23 protein-coding genes, 1 pseudogene and 1 riboswitch are annotated in these 19,609 nt (G+C 36.0%); of the genes and pseudogenes, 22 read left to right on the forward strand and 2 right to left on the reverse strand.

The window, feature by feature from the left end; translation table 11 throughout:
- Positions 1-16 precede the first annotated feature (16 nt).
- The 21 genes and pseudogenes from cobD to J2S74_RS18490 all read left to right on the forward strand — a co-directional run bounded on the left by cobD (position 17) and on the right by J2S74_RS18490 (position 15,427).
- On the forward strand, positions 17-1,102 hold the full coding sequence (gene cobD / locus J2S74_RS18390; protein WP_307328349.1) for a threonine-phosphate decarboxylase CobD: 1,086 nt from the start codon (positions 17-19) through the stop codon (positions 1,100-1,102).
- Positions 1,099-1,650, forward strand: coding sequence for a bifunctional adenosylcobinamide kinase/adenosylcobinamide-phosphate guanylyltransferase (locus J2S74_RS18395; RefSeq protein WP_307328351.1), 552 nt, complete (start codon positions 1,099-1,101; stop codon positions 1,648-1,650). The genes cobD and J2S74_RS18395 overlap by 4 nt, the downstream gene beginning before the upstream one ends.
- Entirely contained in the window at positions 1,647-2,408 is a 762-nt protein-coding gene (gene cobS / locus J2S74_RS18400) for an adenosylcobinamide-GDP ribazoletransferase (protein WP_307328353.1), read from the forward strand. The genes J2S74_RS18395 and cobS overlap by 4 nt, the downstream gene beginning before the upstream one ends.
- Positions 2,360-2,995 carry a histidine phosphatase family protein gene (locus J2S74_RS18405; protein WP_307328356.1) on the forward strand — a complete coding sequence of 212 codons (636 nt, stop codon included), beginning with the start codon at positions 2,360-2,362 and terminating at the stop codon, positions 2,993-2,995. Before cobS ends, J2S74_RS18405 begins: the two co-directional genes overlap by 49 nt.
- Positions 2,950-3,378, forward strand: a complete 429-nt coding sequence (locus J2S74_RS18410; RefSeq protein ID WP_307328359.1) for a bifunctional adenosylcobinamide kinase/adenosylcobinamide-phosphate guanylyltransferase — start codon at positions 2,950-2,952, stop codon at positions 3,376-3,378. Before J2S74_RS18405 ends, J2S74_RS18410 begins: the two co-directional genes overlap by 46 nt.
- A gap of 181 nt (positions 3,379-3,559) precedes the next feature.
- Complete coding sequence (locus J2S74_RS18415) at positions 3,560-4,015, forward strand: hypothetical protein (protein ID WP_307328362.1); 456 nt, start codon at positions 3,560-3,562, stop codon at positions 4,013-4,015.
- A gap of 265 nt (positions 4,016-4,280) precedes the next feature.
- Complete coding sequence (locus J2S74_RS18420) at positions 4,281-4,508, forward strand: hypothetical protein (protein WP_307328365.1); 228 nt, start codon at positions 4,281-4,283, stop codon at positions 4,506-4,508.
- A gap of 220 nt (positions 4,509-4,728) precedes the next feature.
- A pseudogene (locus tag J2S74_RS18425) lies at positions 4,729-4,880 on the forward strand (hypothetical protein); the annotation flags it as partial.
- A 30-nt stretch (positions 4,881-4,910) separates the two neighbouring features.
- Positions 4,911-5,513 (forward strand): DUF1405 domain-containing protein, encoded by a 603-nt coding sequence (locus J2S74_RS18430; RefSeq protein WP_307328368.1) that lies wholly within the window; start codon positions 4,911-4,913, stop codon positions 5,511-5,513.
- Between the two features lie 50 nt (positions 5,514-5,563).
- Positions 5,564-5,731 carry a hypothetical protein gene (locus J2S74_RS18435; protein WP_307328371.1) on the forward strand — a complete coding sequence of 56 codons (168 nt, stop codon included), beginning with the start codon at positions 5,564-5,566 and terminating at the stop codon, positions 5,729-5,731.
- Between the two features lie 98 nt (positions 5,732-5,829).
- A complete protein-coding gene (locus J2S74_RS18440) occupies positions 5,830-7,455 on the forward strand; it encodes a multicopper oxidase family protein (RefSeq protein WP_307328373.1) in 1,626 nt (541 codons plus the stop codon).
- A gap of 225 nt (positions 7,456-7,680) precedes the next feature.
- On the forward strand, positions 7,681-8,325 hold the full coding sequence (locus J2S74_RS18445) for a TVP38/TMEM64 family protein (RefSeq protein ID WP_307328376.1): 645 nt from the start codon (positions 7,681-7,683) through the stop codon (positions 8,323-8,325).
- A 221-nt stretch (positions 8,326-8,546) separates the two neighbouring features.
- The gene (locus J2S74_RS18450; RefSeq protein ID WP_370876033.1) at positions 8,547-8,903 is read left to right on the forward strand and encodes an AbrB/MazE/SpoVT family DNA-binding domain-containing protein; all 357 of its coding nucleotides are present in this window, start codon (positions 8,547-8,549) and stop codon (positions 8,901-8,903) included.
- Positions 8,904-8,934: 31 nt separating this feature from the next.
- Positions 8,935-9,459: a thiol-disulfide oxidoreductase ResA gene (gene resA / locus J2S74_RS18455; RefSeq protein ID WP_307328382.1), complete on the forward strand. Its 525-nt coding sequence runs from the start codon at positions 8,935-8,937 to the stop codon at positions 9,457-9,459.
- Positions 9,460-9,490: 31 nt separating this feature from the next.
- The gene (locus tag J2S74_RS18460) at positions 9,491-10,201 is read left to right on the forward strand and encodes a cytochrome c biogenesis CcdA family protein (protein WP_307328385.1); all 711 of its coding nucleotides are present in this window, start codon (positions 9,491-9,493) and stop codon (positions 10,199-10,201) included.
- A gap of 39 nt (positions 10,202-10,240) precedes the next feature.
- Positions 10,241-11,152 (forward strand): F510_1955 family glycosylhydrolase, encoded by a 912-nt coding sequence (locus tag J2S74_RS18465; RefSeq protein ID WP_307328388.1) that lies wholly within the window; start codon positions 10,241-10,243, stop codon positions 11,150-11,152.
- An 80-nt stretch (positions 11,153-11,232) separates the two neighbouring features.
- Positions 11,233-11,493: a hypothetical protein gene (locus tag J2S74_RS18470; RefSeq protein ID WP_307328391.1), complete on the forward strand. Its 261-nt coding sequence runs from the start codon at positions 11,233-11,235 to the stop codon at positions 11,491-11,493.
- Complete coding sequence (locus J2S74_RS18475; RefSeq protein WP_307328394.1) at positions 11,493-12,017, forward strand: DUF2269 domain-containing protein; 525 nt, start codon at positions 11,493-11,495, stop codon at positions 12,015-12,017. Before J2S74_RS18470 ends, J2S74_RS18475 begins: the two co-directional genes overlap by 1 nt.
- Positions 12,018-12,067: 50 nt before the next feature.
- Positions 12,068-12,760 carry a response regulator transcription factor gene (locus J2S74_RS18480; protein ID WP_307328397.1) on the forward strand — a complete coding sequence of 231 codons (693 nt, stop codon included), beginning with the start codon at positions 12,068-12,070 and terminating at the stop codon, positions 12,758-12,760.
- Between the two features lie 60 nt (positions 12,761-12,820).
- Positions 12,821-14,209, forward strand: coding sequence for a sensor histidine kinase (locus J2S74_RS18485; protein ID WP_307328400.1), 1,389 nt, complete (start codon positions 12,821-12,823; stop codon positions 14,207-14,209).
- Positions 14,210-14,506: 297 nt separating this feature from the next.
- A complete protein-coding gene (locus J2S74_RS18490; protein ID WP_307328403.1) occupies positions 14,507-15,427 on the forward strand; it encodes a cytochrome b family protein in 921 nt (306 codons plus the stop codon).
- A 133-nt stretch (positions 15,428-15,560) separates the two neighbouring features.
- Here J2S74_RS18490 and J2S74_RS18495 read toward each other — a convergent pair whose 3' ends face one another.
- Together J2S74_RS18495 and J2S74_RS18500 are read right to left on the reverse strand one after the other, a co-directional pair.
- Positions 15,561-17,807, reverse strand: a complete 2,247-nt coding sequence (locus tag J2S74_RS18495) for a heavy metal translocating P-type ATPase (protein ID WP_307328406.1) — start codon at positions 17,805-17,807, stop codon at positions 15,561-15,563.
- Between the two features lie 142 nt (positions 17,808-17,949).
- Positions 17,950-18,399: a CopY/TcrY family copper transport repressor gene (locus J2S74_RS18500; protein WP_370876034.1), complete on the reverse strand. Its 450-nt coding sequence runs from the start codon at positions 18,397-18,399 to the stop codon at positions 17,950-17,952.
- A gap of 370 nt (positions 18,400-18,769) precedes the next feature.
- Positions 18,770-18,854, forward strand: a riboswitch (cyclic di-GMP riboswitch).
- 164 nt (positions 18,855-19,018) lie between these two features.
- Between J2S74_RS18500 and J2S74_RS18505 the strand changes: the two genes are divergently transcribed.
- A complete protein-coding gene (locus tag J2S74_RS18505; RefSeq protein WP_307328409.1) occupies positions 19,019-19,576 on the forward strand; it encodes a WxL domain-containing protein in 558 nt (185 codons plus the stop codon).
- Positions 19,577-19,609 lie beyond the last annotated feature (33 nt).

Here is a 19,609-nt window from a genome sequence, read left to right on the forward strand (position 1 = left end):
AATGGAGGTGTAAGGAATGCAGTGGCCGATTCATGGTGGACAACCAGAAACAATGAAGCAATTATTTCATATGGAAAGGGAGAAAGAAATCCTGGATTTTAGTGCCAACTTAAATCCATTGGGTCCTCCTCCTTGGTTAAAGGATGAAATTTACCAATCATTTGATCATATTACCAAGTATCCTGATCCAAACTATCCTAACTCCCACGGAGCATTAGCCGCATATGAAAGGCTCACAACGGATGAGGTGCTCCTTACGAATGGGGGCGCCGAAGCCATTTTTTTAGTTGCTAAATTATTTGAAGGTGGCAAAGCGTTTATCGTACAGCCTACATTTGTGGAATATGAACGAGCTTGCGAGCATTATCATATTCATACGGAAGACGTGTTTTTAGAGAAAAGCAATGAATTCCAGTTACCCCTAGAGCTTATTTTAGATAACATGAGTGGGGTTGACGTCATTTTTCTTTGTCGACCCAATAATCCCACTGGTACCGTTGTTGACGAAAAAAGTTTACATAGAATACTAGAAAAAGGACTCGAAACGAATACCCATCTTGTTGTGGATGAAGCCTTTGTAGATTTTCTTCCTTCCCCTACATTTTCTTTGTCTCGATGGCTTTCATCCTATCCTAATTTAATTTTATTACGTTCGTTAACGAAAATGTTTACCATCCCAGGCCTAAGAATCGGTTACGTTTTGGCGAAGGATTCTATCATTGGAAAAATGAAGGCATGGCAACTTCCATGGAGTATTAATGCATTTGCTGATAAGGTAGTTCCTAAGTTACTGGAGGATCATTCGTTTGTGAAAAGAACACATGAATGGTTAGAAGTGGAATCGGCTTACCTTCTAAAAAAACTTACGGATTTAGATTATTATGTGTCCAATTCCAAGGTGAACTTTTATCTCCTCCAAGATCGTAAAAGACCTGAAGATACAAAGGAGTTGTTTCCATACTTATTTAAGGGTGGGATTTTAACGCGGCATACACATAATTTTAAGGGCCTAAACGGTAATTATTTACGTATTGCCATTCGTTCCACATATGAAAATAAACAATTAATAGACAAACTTCAAGAATGGAGAAATAGACGATGATTGTCTTTGTTTCAGGTGGGGCCCGTTCAGGAAAAAGTAGCTTTGCGGAAAAGCTGGCAATAGAATCGTATCGTAATATAAAGGAAAAGTCAGTGGAAAGGAGTTTATACTACGTTGCCACTGCGAATCGCCTTGACCAAGAAATGGAAAAACGGATTAATCTTCACCAGGAACGTAGAAGAGGGGATTGGATAACGGTAGAAGAGCCGTATGACATTTTATCTTTTTTATTGGAGACTAAAAAAGGAGATGTCGTTTTATTTGATTGTTTAACGATATGGTTGAGCAATAGAATGTTTGATTTCAATCATGATGTTGACCAATTAATCGTAACGATTCAAACTTGGCTCAAGGTAGCCGTGGAAAAAGAGATTGTTTTTATTATCGTATCCAATGATCTAAATGAAGGGATTCCCCTTCCTTTTCAAACTGTCCATAACTATATTTATAATCTAGAGAAATTACACCGAGAGATCATCCCTTATTCAGATCAAGTGATACAAATGATTGCTGGTCTTCCCACGTATTGGAAGGGGGAAGGAAAATGAAAAACTGCATGTATGGTTTTTTATTGGCAGTGCAATTTTTGACAAGAATACCAATTCCCCTTTCTTGTCCTTGGAATAAGAAAACAAGTAAGTGGGCTCTTCGCAGCTACCCTGTTGTTGGTCTGCTTTTAGGCACAATCATAACGGTTATAGCTCTGTTCCTTCACCCATATTTGCCAGAGGTCATGCTTGTCTTATTCATAATGACATTGTGGGTATGGCTGACAGGTGGGTTACACTTAGATGGGTGGATGGATGTTGCCGATGCTGTTGGCTCCAATGCCTCAGTAGAAAAAAAGTGGCAGATTATGAAAGATCCACACGTAGGGAGCTTTGGCATTCTTGCTCTCGTATTTTTACTTTCCTGGAAAGGGATGTTTATTTATTCAATATTGGATATTTCCATTGAGCTTATCTATGTATTTTTAGTTATTTTGTCTTTATCTAGGCTAAGTGCAGTAATCTTATTATTTATTATGCCGGCAGCCAAACAAGAAGGGTTAGCTTATGAATGGAAGAAGCATTTACATAGCCTAGATATTTTTATAGCTGTTTTACCTGTTTTCGTGCTATTTCTTTTCTTTCCAAGTTATTTATTTTTAATTCCTGCTTATTTACTATTTATTGTTTTGTTTGGACTATGGGTGAAACATACTTTTAAAGGAATTAATGGAGATTTACTTGGAACCGTCATGGAAGGAGGGGAGTTATGGGGACTTGCAATGGTATGGATCTTCTTCTCATTCGTCATGGGATAACGGAGTGGAACTTACAAAAACGTTATTTAGGCCATACAGACATAGGGTTGGCAGAGGGTGAATTATCAAAGCTTGACCCATTAAAACTAGCATTACGAAACCAATCCTATCATGCGGTATTTACAAGTGATTTGAAGCGGTGCAAGGAAACCGCTCATTATCTAGGCATAGGAACTCATTTAAAGGAAGATGCTAGATTACGAGAGATGAATTTTGGGGAATGGGAAGGGAAAACCTATGGGGAATTAAAAAGTAAACCTGAATATCAAAGATGGCTACGTGATTGGGAGCAACATGCAACGCCCAATGGGGAATCGTGGTCTGAATTCACCTCGAGACTGGATTCTTTTTTAGAAGATTTAATCCAATGTGGGGAAATAGCAAAAATAAATACGAATCAACCCATTGTCGTAATAACTCACGGTGGGGTTGTTCGTTATTTTTTATGGAAGTTTAAAGCAGTCCATTCATTTTGGGACCTGCCGATAAAACCTGGGCAAGCATTTCGATTATCCGTAAGCAGGGAAGGAGAAGGTTGGTTATGCAACTCATTGTTGGCGGTGCCTATGCAGGAAAAAGAAAAATAGTGAAATCCAATTATAAGAAGTGTAGTTGGTTATCAGCATACAAAGGACATTCATTAAAGGACTGGAAATCCCAATGGGAAGTAAATACAACGTTAGTTTTGGAAGGTTGGGAGAAATGGATTGAAGAGGAGTTAAAGGAAGAAACGGACGATTTGGTGATTCGTAATAGACTTCAAAAGATGGTACACCAATTAAAAGAAGAAGAACAAAAAAGAAACGAAACGATTGTCCTTATCATGCTTGAGCTTGGAAGGGGAATCGTACCATTGAAACAAAAGGAAAGAAACATGAGAGATTTAGCTGGATGGCTATTACAAGATGCAGTTCAAGTATCAAACGATGTTCAATATGTGTGGCATGGTATGTCGAGAAAAATAAAATAAAAAACTAACTAAGATGAACGACCACCTTCAAGGAGCTAGTGCTTAGAGGTGGTCATTTATTTTATATTGGAAAAAAATAATATCTAAAAAAATTTTGAATATTATGGTGTAGACGGACCTAGAGCTATGTCTTAAAGCTTATTGTGGGAACGTTCCGGTTGAATGAAGAGGGGGAATAAATTTGGTTAGTTTTTTAACGAAGATGAAGGATAAGGTCTCGAGCCTATCAAAAAAAGGTTTGGCCATCTCTATTACAGAAGAGATGCTGCTATACGGCATTCAGGAATACATGAAAGATAAAGATATCACGATATACAATATAAATGTAGAAGACAATGCTATAAATATATACGGATCTATAAAAAAAATTGGATTACCTATTAAATTTTCTTTAACTTTAGCTCAAGAAGATTTTAATGAAAAGGAAATTTTTCTAAGAGTAACAACGATGAAACCACTAAATAATAAATGGCTAAACAATATGGTATTTAATAATCGATCACAATATTTGTCTTATAGTGACAATATTATTCAACTAGATATAAACGTACTGGAAAAAATGAAGAAGATACGCCTAGGTAGAATTACCAACTTCAAGATCTTACAAGGGAAGGTTGTTGTTAACTTAAGCAATTAAGGCTTATTAAACAGGTATTCTTAAGAATCAGCCATAAATGGCTCCACAGGCAGGACTCGCTAATTCTCCATCGTTTTTTTAAAACTCCTAAATAAGGTTGTATTATATCCAGCACGATCTAGATTTTAAAATTTTTGGAGTTATTCACAGAATGGTCAATAATATTATAACAGCTTTCTACTTTCTATTTGTAACTTGGTTGCAATAGAAATACTCCGTCCAATGAAAGTGGGTGCCGCTACGGAAAATGGTTAGGGGTGAGGTTTTGGATAACTATTTGTTGTTAGCCATAATTGCTTTAAAAGGGATATGTTTATTTTTTTGCTGGAAAGCTATATCAGTATCTAAGAAAAATAAACAAGGCTCCCATAAGAATAATAGCTTATCAGAGGAGGAAGTTGAGATAATAAATGAAAGAATGAATAAAGCAATCGAACAAAATCAACTGCTTCAAAGAGAGTTACAAGCTTTGAAAAAATATAGTGATAAATAATTTTCTATTCAATGGAAAGCTTAGGTGCCTGAACGGAATCAGGCATCTTTTTTTATTTTAGCTATTATAACGGCCATAGTTAAAGCTGTATCTTCCTTAAAATAAAGATTTACAACTTCACAAAATCTACAATAATCTAAATTATAATAAAAACACTGTGAAAAGGTTATTAAATATTAGTGATCAATGGAGGTAAAAAATGTGTGGCTTTATTGGGGAGATAAGCAATATAAGTGAAGAAGGTGGTCATCAACCATTCATCTATGAAAATGAAAGGTTTTTAACGGGAAAATTTATAATTTTGTCGAATTACGTGAAGAGCTAGTGAGAGCTGGTTATAAATTTGTAACCTCTTCTGATACAGAAGTTATTAGCTTATAGTTTAAATCTGAGGTGAATTGTTTGTTTTATTGGGTATGGTTTAGAGATTTGCTTGAGAGAAAAAGTACAATTTGGCTTTTATTTTTTATTAATTTGTTTGGAACCATTTATGGATTTATATGGTATTGGCCTCAATTAATACAAACACCATGGGGATTATGGATATTCGTTCCAGATAGCCCTACGGCAAGCCTTTTTTTCACCATTGTTCTATTTGGTTACTTACTAGGTAAGCGCTGGAAGTTAATTGAAGCTTTATCTGCTATTACTTTATTTAAATATGGGATTTGGGCTGTTGTAATGATCTTTTTAACAGGATTGTCAGGTGGGTCTATAAATTGGACAAGTTATATGTTAGTCCTATCCCACCTAGGTATGGCAGCCCAGGCGTTACTGTTTTCCAAATACTTTACATTTGGTTGGAAGCATCTAATGATTGTGGCCATATGGACAATAACAAATGACATTATGGATTATTCATTAGGTATTTTTCCAATGCTATATTCGGGGTTACACCCCTATTTAGGCTATATTTATGGATTTACAGTAAGTTTAAGTTTCATTAGTTTATTGCTTTTTTATAGGTTAGTAGTAAAAAGAGCGAAATTTTCAAGTGTAGCTTAAATTCTTAATAGAAAGTAAAGTGTCAAGTAAGTTAATAAGAGGTGTTTAGGATGAGTGTGACGGAATCAATTGTTCACCTTCCCAGTTGGTCGGAAGGGAGTTATTTATATACCTTTACAATCATGGTAGTGATCATTATTGCAGCAAGGGTAATTGTCGAGTTATTAAAAAAAGAAAATAAAAAGCTGGAAGAAGAAGAGAAGAAAATTGATAAATAATAGGATGTCATCCTTTTATACTAGTTCTCTTTTAAATGACTATCAATGAAAATCGAAATTATTTTACAGGAAAGTGAGAGATAAAATAAATGTATTCCATGATTAAATCTACAGTATTTTTGACAGTCTTCATTTTTATTATGTCTGCTTGTAGTTTACCGACAATGGATCACTCCAATCATAATAATCAAGAAGTGGACCAACAGGTTGCGAGTGAACAAGTTGAAAGGTCAGATGGAAGTATCATTATCCAATTAGAGGCGAAGGAAACCCATTGGATGTTTAATGATGAAATGATGGAGGATATTTGGACCTATAATTCTAGTTTACCTGGACAAGAGATCCGTATTCAAGAAGGTGACCATGTTACCATTCATTTAACGAATTCTTTAGATGTTCCAACAGCATTACACCTTCACGGGGTTCCTCTCACGAACGATATGGATGGGGTACCTGGAGTGACACAAAATGTAATCCTTCCCGGTGAAACTTTTACCTATGAGTTTAAGGCAGATACTCCGGGTACTTATTGGTACCATTCACATCAAGATGGGTCAAATCAGGTGGGAATGGGCTTGTATGGTGCACTTATTGTTGAACCTAAAGACGAGAAAGAATATGATTTAGACAAAGTAATTATGATAGACGAATGGGCTTCCATGGGAATGAACCACGGAGACCACGGAGATCATGGAGACCATGGAGATCATGGAGATCATGGAGACCGCGGAGATCATGGAGATCATGGAGACCACGGAGATCATGGAGATCATGGAGACCATGGAGACCATGAAGTTCACGGTGAACATAGTACAAACAGTGGTACGTCTGAGCTTACTCATGCTGAAATGATGAATATGATGTATGATACATTACTCATTAATGGCAAAGCTGCACCAGCTATTGATCAAATACAAGTTTCTGAAGGGGATATCGTAAGACTTCGGTTTGTTAATACAGGATTGTTTACACAAGTCATTCATATCCCGGGACATAAATTTAAAGTTACACATTACGATGGTCAACCAGTTAATGAACCTGAACTCATTTCTAATACAGCGATTCGTATTGCTCCTGCTGAACGTTATGATGTAGAAATTCAAATGAATCAACCTGGAGCTTGGGGATTTGAGATTTTTTCAGAAGAAAACTCCAATTTACATGGATTTATTCCTCTAATCTATAATGGGTTTGAAGATATGGAGTTACAAACGGTAAATTCTAGTCTTAATTTTTTAGATATCACTCAATACGGAACCCCTAAGGATTTAAATCTTGAAGAGATTGATAAAAAGTTTGATATGATTCTTGATTCCTATGATGGTGGAGAAACATTTACTATTAATAATAAGAAAATGACAACGAAAGATTTTCATGGGCATGAAGATCACGAAATTTTCGAAGTGGACGAAGGGGACGTGGTAAAAGTTTCCATTGTTAACAATACTGATGTAGATCACCCAATGCATCTTCACGGACATTTCTTTTATGTTGTAGCACGAAACGGAGAAGCTGTATCTGGGTCTCCAATAAAAAAAGAAACATTAAATGTAAGACCAGAAGAATCCTATGAGATTGTATTTGTTGCTGACAATCCGGGAAATTGGATGTTCCACTGTCATGAATTACATCATGCATCCAGTGGAATGGTCGCAGCCGTTCATTATTTTGACTTTGAAGCTGCTTTTACCCCTGATTTGACTATTCCTAACAAACCTGAATAACCATAGAACTGCTCCCCTATTATGTTAGGGGGGCAGTTATGGTAATTTATAAAGGCTCTTTTCGTAAACTTTTGTTGCTTTTTGAGATAAGCTTGGAGGTCCGCCTGTACCGTATCCAAGCTAAAAAGTAATGGCGAAAAACAACAATCTTTTAGAAAAGAGCCTTTATAAAAAAACGTAGGTTATACCTAAATATCTTTTAACCAACTATGCTGGAGGAAAAAATTGAAATACTTTATTTTACTTCTATTATTTTTACTCATTGGTTTTGGATTATATAATCAACAAGATTGGCTTATTTATTTTAAGTCCGGTGATTGGGCTACACTTCATGAAATGATGGGGCAAGAATTGTACTTAATTCTAGTCATTACATTTACCTTTATGATAATGCAAAATGTATTTTCCCTTATCCCCTTTCTGTTTTTAACCATGTTTAATATTTGGTTATTCGGGTTTCTAAATGGGTACTTGTGGAGTTTAATGGGGAACTTTTTAGGGTCTGTTTTAGTATTTTATTTAGCGAGATACGGTTTTCAGGAATGGGGACATAAATACAATCACCTAAAAATTAAACAACAAATAGAACAGAATGGATTTAAGGTAGTACTATTTATGCGGCTATTTCCGTTTATGCCTGCAAGTATTGTTAATATAGGTAGTGGCTTGAGTAAAATAAAAGCAAAGGATTACGTATTGGCGACCTTTATTGGCAATACCGTATTCGTTTTTTTGCTTTCGTTATTTTCGGCTGGGGTTATAGCCCTTGAATATCAAAATACGTTATATGTACTCTTAACAATTAGTTTGTTGTTGTTTGCTTTCATAAAACTAAGGAAAATGAGACTCAAGGATCGAATGAAAGTTTAAATATGAAAAAAATTCAGCCATGGTACCGCATTCGTAAGGTAATTACTATGGCTGAATTTTTTTGATTAACAAAATATATTTTAAGAAAGAATCTTCACAAAAACTTCAACAATTCTAGTTAATATATAAATACTGTGTTTATATTAGATACTCTAAGTTTAGTAGTAACACATTTGAATTTGTACAAAAAACAACATTAAGTCTCGGAGGTAAGTTTATATATGTATACACAAAGTTATAGCAAATCTGTCGAACTTAATGATGCTACAGATAGGTCGATAGAATGTGCTGTTTCAACGTCTTATACAATAACAATTCCAAAGATCATTAGGAACGTAATGGGGATCAATCCTGGAGAGCAGGTTAATGTTGGCTTATCTATTGAACAACAGGCATTGCTAATTAGTAAAGCAATCCGAGATACAACAGACAACAAAATGATAGTAAGAGAAAACAATAAAATAACAATTCCTACAGAGTTACGGAGAAGTTTAAACCTAAATAAAGGGGATAAGTTTCAAGTGCTTACCTTAAAAGATAGAATGGTGATATTTAGAAAGAAGACTGGGAATTTGTGAAAAGGAATAACTAATGGACTGAGGTGAGAAAGTGAAAAAAACATTTATAATGAGATTAACCATTCTTTTGGTAATCGCCCTAGCAATAGGATATACCCTCTTTACGAGTTTTTCTGAGGAGAGGGGACTAGTCGATGCAGGTGATGTTGCACCGGATTTCAAGCTGTATGATATGGAAGGGAATACTGTTCATTTAAAGGAAATGAGAGGACAGGGTGTATACATAACCTTTTGGGCGACCTATTGTATGTTTTGCCGTGATAAAATGATGTATTTAAAACAATATTACGAGGAATATAAAGAAAAAGGTGTTCAAGTACTAGCAGTGAATTTAGACGAATCGGAAGACCAAATCCTACGGTTTATTGATAGATTTAACGTGCCATATCCCATTGTTGTTGATAAAGGGGTAATCGTTGGAAATGCTTATGGGGTAACGGCCGTACCTTACACGCTATTAATAGATAAAGAAGGGACGGTTCTAGAGAGAAGTTTAGGGCCGAAAACAGAAAAGCAAGTGTTGGATTCATTAGAAAAGTTAGTACCAGATCTATAGAGAGAGATTAATTTTTTAAAGGAGATTATAAATGAACGACGTAACCATTTTCTTTGCCTTTGCTGCTGGTGTATTATCCTTTATCTCCCCATGTAACCTTCCACTTTATCCCGCTTTTTTATCGTATATTACAGGGGTATCGCAGGAGGATTTAAAACGTAAGGGAAATAAAGTAACACCCAAAGTAATGTTGCATACTTTCGTTTTTATTTTAGGCTTTTCAACTATATTTATTGCTCTTGGTATGTCTACATCCATTGTAGGGAGATTTTTTATTCAATATAGTGATTTAATTAGACAAATAGGAGCCATTTTTATAGTTTTGTTCGGTTTATTTGTTGCTGGTATTGTAAAGCCATCTGTTTTAATGAAAAATTACCAGATTCGTTTTTCAAAAAGACCAAGTGGTTTTCTTGGCACGTATGCAATAGGCTTAGCATTCGCTGCAGGTTGGACGCCTTGTATAGGACCAATATTGGCTTCGATAATATCACTCAGTTTAAGTAATCCAGGTTCAGGGTTGTTATACATGGGGGTTTATAGTATCGGTTTTTCTATTCCGTTCTTTGTTATGGCATTTTTCATTGGAAAAATGAATTGGATAAAAAAATATATGAATCTCGTAATGAAAATAGGTGGATTATTAATGATAATCTTTGGAATAATGTTGTATTTTGATTTAATAGTTCTTCTAACAGCTTTTTTAGTTAATAACTTTTTTGATGGTTTTATGGGGTTTTAAAGAAAATCTAAATGAATAATTATTTAGGATGGTGAAAGTGTGAAATATAAAAATTCAACTCTAATTATCATAGTTAGTTTACTCTTAGTGGCTGCAATAATAATAGTTGCACAAAATGTCATAAGTACTAGTAATAATGTCACTTTCCAACACATACATGGATTAGATTATTCAGGTGATGGTCAAACAATATATGTACCAGCTCATGATGGGTTAAAGTTTTATAAAAATGGTACATGGTATGATCAGACAGAAGGAGAGCTTCATGATTATATGGGTTTTTCCATGTTTGAAGGTGGATTTTACAGTAGTGGTCACCCAGCGCCACGATCTCAGATGGGTGATCCCTTTGGAATTGTAAAAAGTACGGACAGTGGTAAAACTTTAGAAATCCTTGACCTATACGAAGAAGTGGATTTTCACGGAATGGCAGTTGGCTACAGGACGCGAGAAATATATGTTTTTAACCCACATCCTAATTCACGAATGACAGAACCAGGGTTTTACTATACTACAGATGAAACAGAGACATGGAATCAAAGTGAGTTAAAGGGTCTAATTGGACAACCCTCTTCCTTGGCTGCACATCCTACAAACGAAGGAGTGGTAGCAATTGGAACAAACACTGGTCTGTATCTTTCACAGGATTACGGAAACTCATTTATATCTTTGCTTGAAAATATGAATGTTACAGCTGTTTCATTTGATCATGGGGATTCTTTATTAGTAGGACTACCGCAAGGGTTAATATCTATAAAAATGGATGGATCGGATCAAATTGATTTTACAATTCCCTCGTTAGATAGTGGGGATGTAATAACTTTCGTAAAACAAAACCCAGAAAATGAAAATGAATATGTATATTCCACCCGAAATAAAGATATATTCTTGTCAAAAGACGGGGGGGCTACTTGGGAAATGATCGTAAATCAAGGTGTTGCTGAACAGTAGCATAATCTCCTTAAAATTCCAGGTAACATTTGAAGAGAGCCATTACACTTATAAAAACAGTTAGGAGGAACAATTCCATAATGACTAAAAAACCAAATTCCAATAGCCAAAACGAAATCGTTAATAAAGAAAGAAAAATAGAGGAGCAACCACCAGGTATTCCTAGTTGGGTAAAAGTATCTGCATTTATAGCAGTTATTGTCGTACTACTAATAGTAATGATTATGTTAATTACCGGTGGTGAACACGGTCCTGGACGTCATTTACCTGGTGGAAATTCCAATGTTCAGATTGAACAACATGAAATGGGAATTCATCCCAATGATAGGATTTGGTACTGATGAAGATGTCAACGGGTCTTCGTAAATTCGCACTCATTGCACATATAACTATATCGGTAGGTTGGATAGGCGCAGTTATTGCCTTTATTGCTTTAGATGTTGCTGTAATAACTAGTAATGATTCTCAGTTATTACGGTCCTCTTATCTAGAAATGGGGTTAATCTACTGGTGGGTTTTAGTACCATTGGCAATAGGGGCGTTAGTGACTGGTTTTGCCATGTCACTGGGAACCAAGTGGGGTTTGTTCCATCACTATTGGGTAATTTTTAAACTTGTATTAACTTCTCTTGCTACAGTTGTATTACTTAGCTATTCTCAAACAATCAACTATATGGTTAAGGTAGCTAGAGATCCTGTAACCTCCTTTGATGACATAAGTGCACTTGGTGGATCATTGGTCCATTCCGTTGGTGGTCTTGCTGTATTACTTATGATTATGATCTTGTCTGTTTATAAACCAAGGGGTATGACGCGGTACGGATGGAACAAGCAACAGGAATTGCGTCAATTATCGAAGGAATAAGTGAAGTAAATTTATGATTTTAAGTAATGAGAAGAGATGGAGGATTTAGTATGGGTGATCGTATATTACTTGTGGATGATGAACAGGAAATGAGGAAGTTACTTCGAGTTTGCCTTACTCCCTATTCTTATCTACTAGATGAAGCCTCAAATGGTGAGGAAGCCATAGATAAAATAATTGCCGATTCCTACGACCTAATTCTTTTAGATATTATGATGCCTGAAATTGATGGTTTCGAGCTGTTAAAAACCTTAAGGGAACATCTTGATAATAAAACTCCTGTAATCTTATTGACAGCATTAGGTGATACGGAGCGAATTGTTGAAGGATTAAAGCTAGGTGCAGATGATTATATAGTAAAACCATTTGAGCCTAAAGAACTTGCTGCACGTGTTGAGTCTGTTCTAAGGAGGACAAAAAACTATAAATCAAAGGTGGACTCATTTATTGTTAATGATCTAGTATTTCAGCCTAGCAGTTATAAAGTTTCTTATAATAATAAGATTCTCCCTCTGACTAAGAAGGAGTTTCAAATCTTTTACCGTCTAGCAAGTAACCGAGGGAAAGTATATAGTCGTGATCATTTATTGGAATTAGAATGGGGAATGGAATACGAAGGAGATAATCGAACAGTAGATACACATGTGAAGAATATACGTGAAAAGTTGAAGACTGTAGGTTACGAAAATGCCATTATTGAAACGGTTTGGGGAATTGGATATAAAGTTCCCGACGAGTCATAAGGAAAGAAAGGATCCAGTATGTTGCCAAAAAATCTCTCTTCTAGAATAACTGCATGGGTAATGTTAATTTTACTAATATCGGTAATAGTCCTTATTGGTGGAGCAAATTGGATTACAAAAAACTTTTATCAAGAGCATTTAACAAAGGAGGTTACTGGAAGAATAATTTCTCACGCCCAGTTACTAGAAAAAGATGTAGGTGAATTGGTAATCGAGTATATTGAACAAATAGAAACGGATAAAAAAAGCTCCTTCTTGATTTTAGATAAAGATTTAAACATTACTTATATATCAGATAAAGTTACAGATGCCAAATTACATCATTTTTTAAGCTGGATAAATGAAAATATTGGATTAGTTACTGCTGATGAACCCTTAGTGGATCGTGTGGATACATCAATAAGGTTTCATATTCCCCATGTTTGGGCACTCATGCCAATTGTAGCGAGTGGAGAAGAAGAGATTATCGGATATGTATTTTTGGACCAGGATACTGGGGACTTAAATCAAGCACAGCTAAAGCTTCTCTATTTATTAGCTATTATGGGTGTTATAACATTTGTAGTAGGTTTTATATTCACCAAATATTTAACGAAAAGAATTTCCAAACCGCTTAATCAAATTAGCGAAACAACAAAAAAGATTGCCGAAGGGAATTTCGATATTGAATTAGTTATTTCTGGTGAAGATGAAGTGAGTCGCCTAGCAAATAGTATTCAGTCCATGACGAAGCAGTTAAAACAATACCGTGACTCTAGAAGACATTTTATTTCGCACATTTCCCATGATCTCAGAACACCTATAACTTATATAAAGGGGTATTCTGCAGTAATGAAGGAGACTGTAAAAGATGATAAGGATGAATGGAAGCAAAACTTAAACGTTATTTATAAAGAAGCAACGAGAATGGAGAATTTAGTTAGTGATTTATTTTTGTTAACCAAGCTGGAAGAGGGGAAAATCAAGCTGGAAAAGGAAAAGATTCCGATTGCAACCTGGATAAAAAGCATTTATGACAGCAGGGCTCTAATGTTTAATCAAAAAAAAATCAAGCATCACCTTATCATCCAGGATGCATGTAAGGATCTATTAGTACTAATGGATGCTTATCGCCTAGAACAAGCGATCATTAATATAGTGGAAAACGCCATTAGGCATACGCCAAAAGAGGGAGTGATTGAAATATCTCTCCATAATAAGTCAGAACAGATTATTATTTCTGTAAGGGACACGGGTAGTGGTATCAATCAAAAGGATCTTCCACATATTTTGGAAAGATTTTATAAGGCAGACACATCGAGAAATCGGAACAACAACGGAGGAACTGGGTTAGGTTTGGCAATAGTAAAAGAGATTGTAGAGGCACATGGTGGGAAGGTTACAGTAACAAGTAAAGTTGGAGAAGGGACTACCTTTTCCATATATCTACCACTAATAGTAGCTGAATAATAAAGTTTCTTTTCGTATAGATTCCTCCTGCGCCACTTCGATTGCTCGTCGCACAAGACCAAGTTGTTTTTAAGCATATAGTTTTGCTTGGGATACGCTACAGGCGGAACAATTACGCCTAAAGGCAGCCCACGTCTTGTGGGTAACGGCGTAATGTCACCGTCCTAGTTCCGCGGGCAACGATGGAGTCGCCGCCTTTCGCTTCTCCAAGCTTTTTAAAAAGCAACAAAGTTTGCGAAAACAGGCAAAATAAAAAACTACAAATCGTACTAGATTTATAGTAAAGGGAGGAAGTTTATGTTACAGGGAATTAAAAGTGAAAAGGTAATATTATTACGTCATCTGAGTGTAGCTGCATTTTCTTTTTTTCTTGTTTATTTATTTTATCAGTCTTATTACACATGGGGGGTTATTCCTTCTTTGTGGCCTGATTGGGGAATGGACCATCCATTCTGGCGAGCGTGGGCACATGCTGCGTTTGTACTCTTATTTCTAACCCTCATTCTATCACCCGCTGCAAAGCTTTGGCATCCCATAAAGAAGTTTATCACATGGAGACGGGAATTTGGAATCTGGTTTGCCATACTTTCCTTCGTACATGGTTATGCTATTTGGGATCGTTGGGCCCGTTGGGACGTAGCAAGACTATTTGGTTTTGAATATATCGAAGATGTTGGCGGTTATATTTTGTTTAGACCGGAAGTTGGAATCATGAACATGATGGGCCTTGTAATGGCTCCGATGATCGTTTTATTAGCCGTTACTTCCTTTGATAAAGCAGTGAAACTTCTTGGCGTTTCTTCTTGGAAGTGGTTGCACACCTCCTTAATTAATGTCATTTTCTATATTGCGATGCTTCGTGGCGTTCTTTATTTGTTTTATTTCTTTCAATTTTCACCACCGAACTGGAGAGAGTATCCGTCCATTTGGTTTTTATATGTTTTTCTTGGTATGGCCGTTATCGTTGTCTTACTTCAGGCTGCTGCTTTTATAAAGACGGTACTTCAAAAGAGAAATGGCCAAGAAAAGAAAAGTATCCTTCAGGTGGCTTTTATAATTAGTGTAGCAACAATGTTTATTATGCCAATAGTGCTTCTTCTCGGTATAGTAGCGTATTTTGACAGTCGTTCAATTAAAGAAGCTCCTATGTCTATTGGACAAGCATCTCCACAGTATTATGTATTAAACCATGAAGAAAATTATAATATCAACATCTAAGGAAACTTCGAGGTTGTCTCGAAAAGGGGAAAAGCCCCCTTTGGAGACAACCTCGATTTGTGTTATTAATCATCAAAGTGTCGTCATTTCACTATCACTATCACCTACTTCTTCAATGGCTTACTTGTTGAGGCTAAGCAGAAACAGATTTAAACTTTTTTAATCGTAATGTGTTTAACACAACGGATACAGAACTAAATGCCATTGCTGCTCCAGCTAATGCAGGATTTAAGAAAATACCAATGAACGGGTAAAGGATACCTGCTGCAACTGGAATCAATACGACGTTATAGCCAAATGCCCAACCTAAGTTTTGCCAAATCATATGCATCGTTGTCTTTGCTAACTTTAAAGAAGTAACAACACTCATGATATTACCTCGCATTAAGGTAATACTTGCTGTTTCCATCGCTACATCGGTGCCAGTTCCAATGGCAATACCCACATCGGCTTGGGCAAGGGCAGGGGCATCGTTAATCCCATCACCAACCATGGCAACGATTTCACCATCAGCTTGTAATTTTTTGATTTCTGCTGCTTTGTGCTCTGGAAGAACTTCCGCGATAAATTCATCGATACCAGCTTCTTTCGCAATTGCTTTTGCTGTTCGGTAGTGGTCCCCAGTGAGCATGATGACTTTTATATTCATTTCTTTTAGTGCCTTTATGGCAGCTACAGTATCTTTCTTTAGCGTATCTGCAACCGCAATAATACCGGCATACTCACTATTAATTGCTACATACATTGGTGTTTTTCCTTGATCAGCAAGGTTTTCAGCAGTTTTTACCATTTCTGGATTGGAAATGTTGTGTTCTTTCATCAATTTGAGATTACCAACTAATATTTCTTGATGATTGAGTGTCCCTATTAAACCATGACCTGTTATAGACTCAAAGGTATCTGGCTCCTGAAGCTCAAGATTTTTCGAAATGGCTTCCTGAACAATTGCCTCCCCTAATGGATGCTCGGATACTCGTTCCACAGAAGCTACTAGAGTTAGTAATTCCAGTTCGGAAAAAGAATCACTAGGTACAATATCCGTTACTTTCGGTTTTCCTTCTGTAATTGTACCTGTTTTGTCTAATACGACTGTTTTTACTTTGTTAGCTCTTTCAATACTAGCGGCATCTTTAATTAAAATCCCATTTTCTGCACCTTTTTCCGTACCGACCATGATTGCTGTAGGAGTAGCTAACCCTAGTGCACATGGGCAAGCGATGATTAATACAGCAATAAACGATGTGAGACCGACAATAAAGGCTGGTTCTGGTCCGATAGCCCACCAAACAAAGAAACTAGTAAAAGCAAGTACAACAACTGCGGGTACAAAGTAGGCAGATATTTTGTCTACGACTCGTTGAATAGGCGCTTTTGACCCTTGTGCTTCATTAACCATACGAATAATCTGAGAAAGTGCGGTATCTTTCCCTATTTTCGTTGCACGTAATGTAAAGCTTCCTGTTTTGTTGATCGTAGCTCCAATTACTTCATCGCCGATTTGTTTTTCAACGGGAATGGATTCTCCAGTAAGCATGGATTCATCTACAGATGATTTCCCTTTGATTACTTCCCCATCGACAGGGACCCTTTCCCCAGGACGAACAACAATGACATCATCAATCACAACGTCTTCGACTGGAATCTCTAACTCTTCACCATTGCGTATTACTCTTGCCGTTTTCGCTTGCAGATTCATCAATTTCTTAATAGCAGAAGAGGTTTCTCCTTTTGCCTTAGCTTCAAGGTAACGTCCAAGAATAATTAATGTTGTAATAACGGTTGTTACATCGTAGTACAACTGATGTGGAAATCCCATATTAACTAAAGGAGTAGGGAAGAGTGTCATAGCACCGCTATAAGCCCACGCCGCGGTTGTTCCCATTGCAACGAGTACATTCATATCAGCAGACTTATTTTTAAGGACTTTGTAGCTGTTAGTATAAAAACGCATCCCTGGACCTAACTGTACAATACTAGTTAATAAAAGTAACCAATATGCGTTACCTGCAAGATCCATTAATAGCCAATTCTCTCCCCATCCTCCCACCATGTGGGGGATACTACCGTATAAAACGATGGAAGTGAGGATAGCCCCAATGATAAAATCTTTTTTAAGCTTTTTCGTTTCTTTTTGCTGTTCTTGGCTAGCATCAACCTCTTTGTTTTCATCGATAACATTTCCACTATAACCAATGTCCTCAATGGCCTTGATAATTTTTTCTGTACTTGCTACGGAAGTATCGTAAGAGACTTGTGCTTGATTAGCCGCTAAGTTTACACTTACCTTTTCAACTCCAGGAACCTTAGCTATCTTTTTTTCCACTCGGTTAACACAAGAAGAGCATGTCATTCCTCTAACGGAAACTAAGGTTTTTTCCATTTTTATTCACTCCAATCATTATTTTAAATAATATACTATACCGCGGTAGGGTATATTATTTGGATAAAAGTACACTTGAGTAAAATTTCAAGTGTATTTTTGCTTATTTACTTACTAACATTACGAAAAAAAGGATTATAATTTAATGATTAGACTGATTTTTACATTGGCATTGTCCTTTTAAACAATTACATTTTACTTCTTTAACAGCCGTTTCCTTCTTCTTTTCTAATACTTTTTCTAATAAGGCGATATCGTCAAAGCTCAAGGTGGAGGTAGAAATCATCTCTGCAATAGTTTTTCCTACATCCTTACTACAAATATTATCAAAAAATCCATTAGTAACATTTTTCACTGTTTCATCTTCACTTACAGCTGCAGAATATAAATAGCGTTTTCCATCTTTTTCTGTATGCAACATCCCCTTTTTTACTAAGCGACCGATAAATGTTTTTGTTGTTGCAGGTTTCCAATCTTTTTTTTCTTGCAAAACATGAATTATTTCCTTGCTTGTCACTTTGTTTAAGGTCCAAACAACACGCATAATTTCCCATTCCGATTCCGTAATTTTAGTGTTTACTTCTGCTATCACAAAGATCACCACCAATGTTTACAAGTGTAATCGATTTATAATTAAAGTTTACATATGTAATCGATTATTGTCAATCTTTTTATACAAACTTTTTGTCATAATCAACTTTAGAAAGAAATACATGAGCTAGATGATAGAGGTAAGGTTGGACAATGAAATATAGAAAAAACGATCAAAATAAGATTGAAAAATTAAAAATCTACAGTAATATAGTATGACCTCCTTTTATAATTATTTTATCATTTCCATATTTTCCTTTGGTAACAATGGAAACATTTGATGCTAGATTAAATTTGTATTTCACTATAATATAATCCATGTAAGATATATCACACACCATCTGAAACGAACAATTTCATAGAGTTCATTCCTTTATAAAAGGCAAAATCGTTGAAAGGCGATGACGCAAAGCCATGTACCTAAGGTAAGATTACTAAGGTTGACAGGTTGCTAAAGAATGAAAAGAAGTAGTTACTTTTACTTCCTTTCCATTCTTACCATTTGATAGACTTAAAGTTTTATGGATATGGTAGGAATTTTTTTATGCCTTAAAAAGGATAAAGGTGAGTGGGGTATAGATTATCTCAAAAAAAATTACCTTTCGGGAGGAATAATATACATGAAAAAATTAGTAACTGCTTTATCCATATTCGCATTATCTTTTGGTGTTTTCGCAAATGCTTCATTTGCTAATGATACAACTGGGACTGCTGAAGTTACAGGAGGAACATTAAACTTAGAGGTGCCTGCATCCGTAACTTTTGCAGGATTAACATTAGATGGTACAATTCAATCAACTACAGCCTATTTAGGTAACCTTAAAGTGGTTGATCCAACTGGTACTGGAAATGGATGGAATATAAATGCTATTGCATCACCACTAACAAGAACAACTGATGATCATTCGTTACCAAGTAACTCTCTTGCTATTGTTGCACCTTCTGTACAAGCAGAAGCAGGATCTTCAGATGCTACTGTTCTAACACCAGGTAGTGGTAACCTTGACAGTGCATTCGGAGTAACTGTTTTGGATGCGGAAGTAGGTCAAGGTCTTGGTACTTTTAACACAATCTTTGGTGAAAATGCTTTAACATTAACTTTAAGACCTGATACTGCATTAGCAGGTCAATACAGCACAACCATTACATGGAACCTAACTCAAGGTCCTAAACAATAATAGAGGATTCATAGGAACAACCATGTTAATAGC

The sequence above is a fragment of the Evansella vedderi genome (assembly GCF_030813435.1).
Classification (GTDB): Bacteria; Bacillota; Bacilli; order Bacillales; family Salisediminibacteriaceae; genus Evansella; species Evansella vedderi.

Bases quoted from the DNA above. Each gene is read 5' to 3' on its own strand.
- J2S74_RS18470 (WP_307328391.1), top strand. From the start codon at position 11,233: ATGACTAAAAAACCAAATTCCAATAGCCAAAACGAAATCGTTAATAAA.
- cobD (WP_307328349.1), top strand. From the start codon at position 17: ATGCAGTGGCCGATTCATGGTGGACAACCAGAAACAATGAAGCAATTA.
- J2S74_RS18440 (WP_307328373.1), top strand. From the start codon at position 5,830: ATGATTAAATCTACAGTATTTTTGACAGTCTTCATTTTTATTATGTCT.
- J2S74_RS18505 (WP_307328409.1), top strand. From the start codon at position 19,019: ATGAAAAAATTAGTAACTGCTTTATCCATATTCGCATTATCTTTTGGT.
- J2S74_RS18495 (WP_307328406.1), bottom strand. From the start codon at position 17,807: ATGGAAAAAACCTTAGTTTCCGTTAGAGGAATGACATGCTCTTCTTGT.
- J2S74_RS18485 (WP_307328400.1), top strand. From the start codon at position 12,821: ATGTTAATTTTACTAATATCGGTAATAGTCCTTATTGGTGGAGCAAAT.
- J2S74_RS18405 (WP_307328356.1), top strand. From the start codon at position 2,360: ATGGGGACTTGCAATGGTATGGATCTTCTTCTCATTCGTCATGGGATA.
- J2S74_RS18460 (WP_307328385.1), top strand. From the start codon at position 9,491: ATGAACGACGTAACCATTTTCTTTGCCTTTGCTGCTGGTGTATTATCC.
- J2S74_RS18480 (WP_307328397.1), top strand. From the start codon at position 12,068: ATGGGTGATCGTATATTACTTGTGGATGATGAACAGGAAATGAGGAAG.
- J2S74_RS18450 (WP_370876033.1), top strand. From the start codon at position 8,547: ATGTATACACAAAGTTATAGCAAATCTGTCGAACTTAATGATGCTACA.
- J2S74_RS18410 (WP_307328359.1), top strand. From the start codon at position 2,950: ATGCAACTCATTGTTGGCGGTGCCTATGCAGGAAAAAGAAAAATAGTG.
- J2S74_RS18395 (WP_307328351.1), top strand. From the start codon at position 1,099: ATGATTGTCTTTGTTTCAGGTGGGGCCCGTTCAGGAAAAAGTAGCTTT.
- J2S74_RS18435 (WP_307328371.1), top strand. From the start codon at position 5,564: ATGAGTGTGACGGAATCAATTGTTCACCTTCCCAGTTGGTCGGAAGGG.
- cobS (WP_307328353.1), top strand. From the start codon at position 1,647: ATGAAAAACTGCATGTATGGTTTTTTATTGGCAGTGCAATTTTTGACA.
- J2S74_RS18475 (WP_307328394.1), top strand. From the start codon at position 11,493: ATGAAGATGTCAACGGGTCTTCGTAAATTCGCACTCATTGCACATATA.
- J2S74_RS18490 (WP_307328403.1), top strand. From the start codon at position 14,507: ATGTTACAGGGAATTAAAAGTGAAAAGGTAATATTATTACGTCATCTG.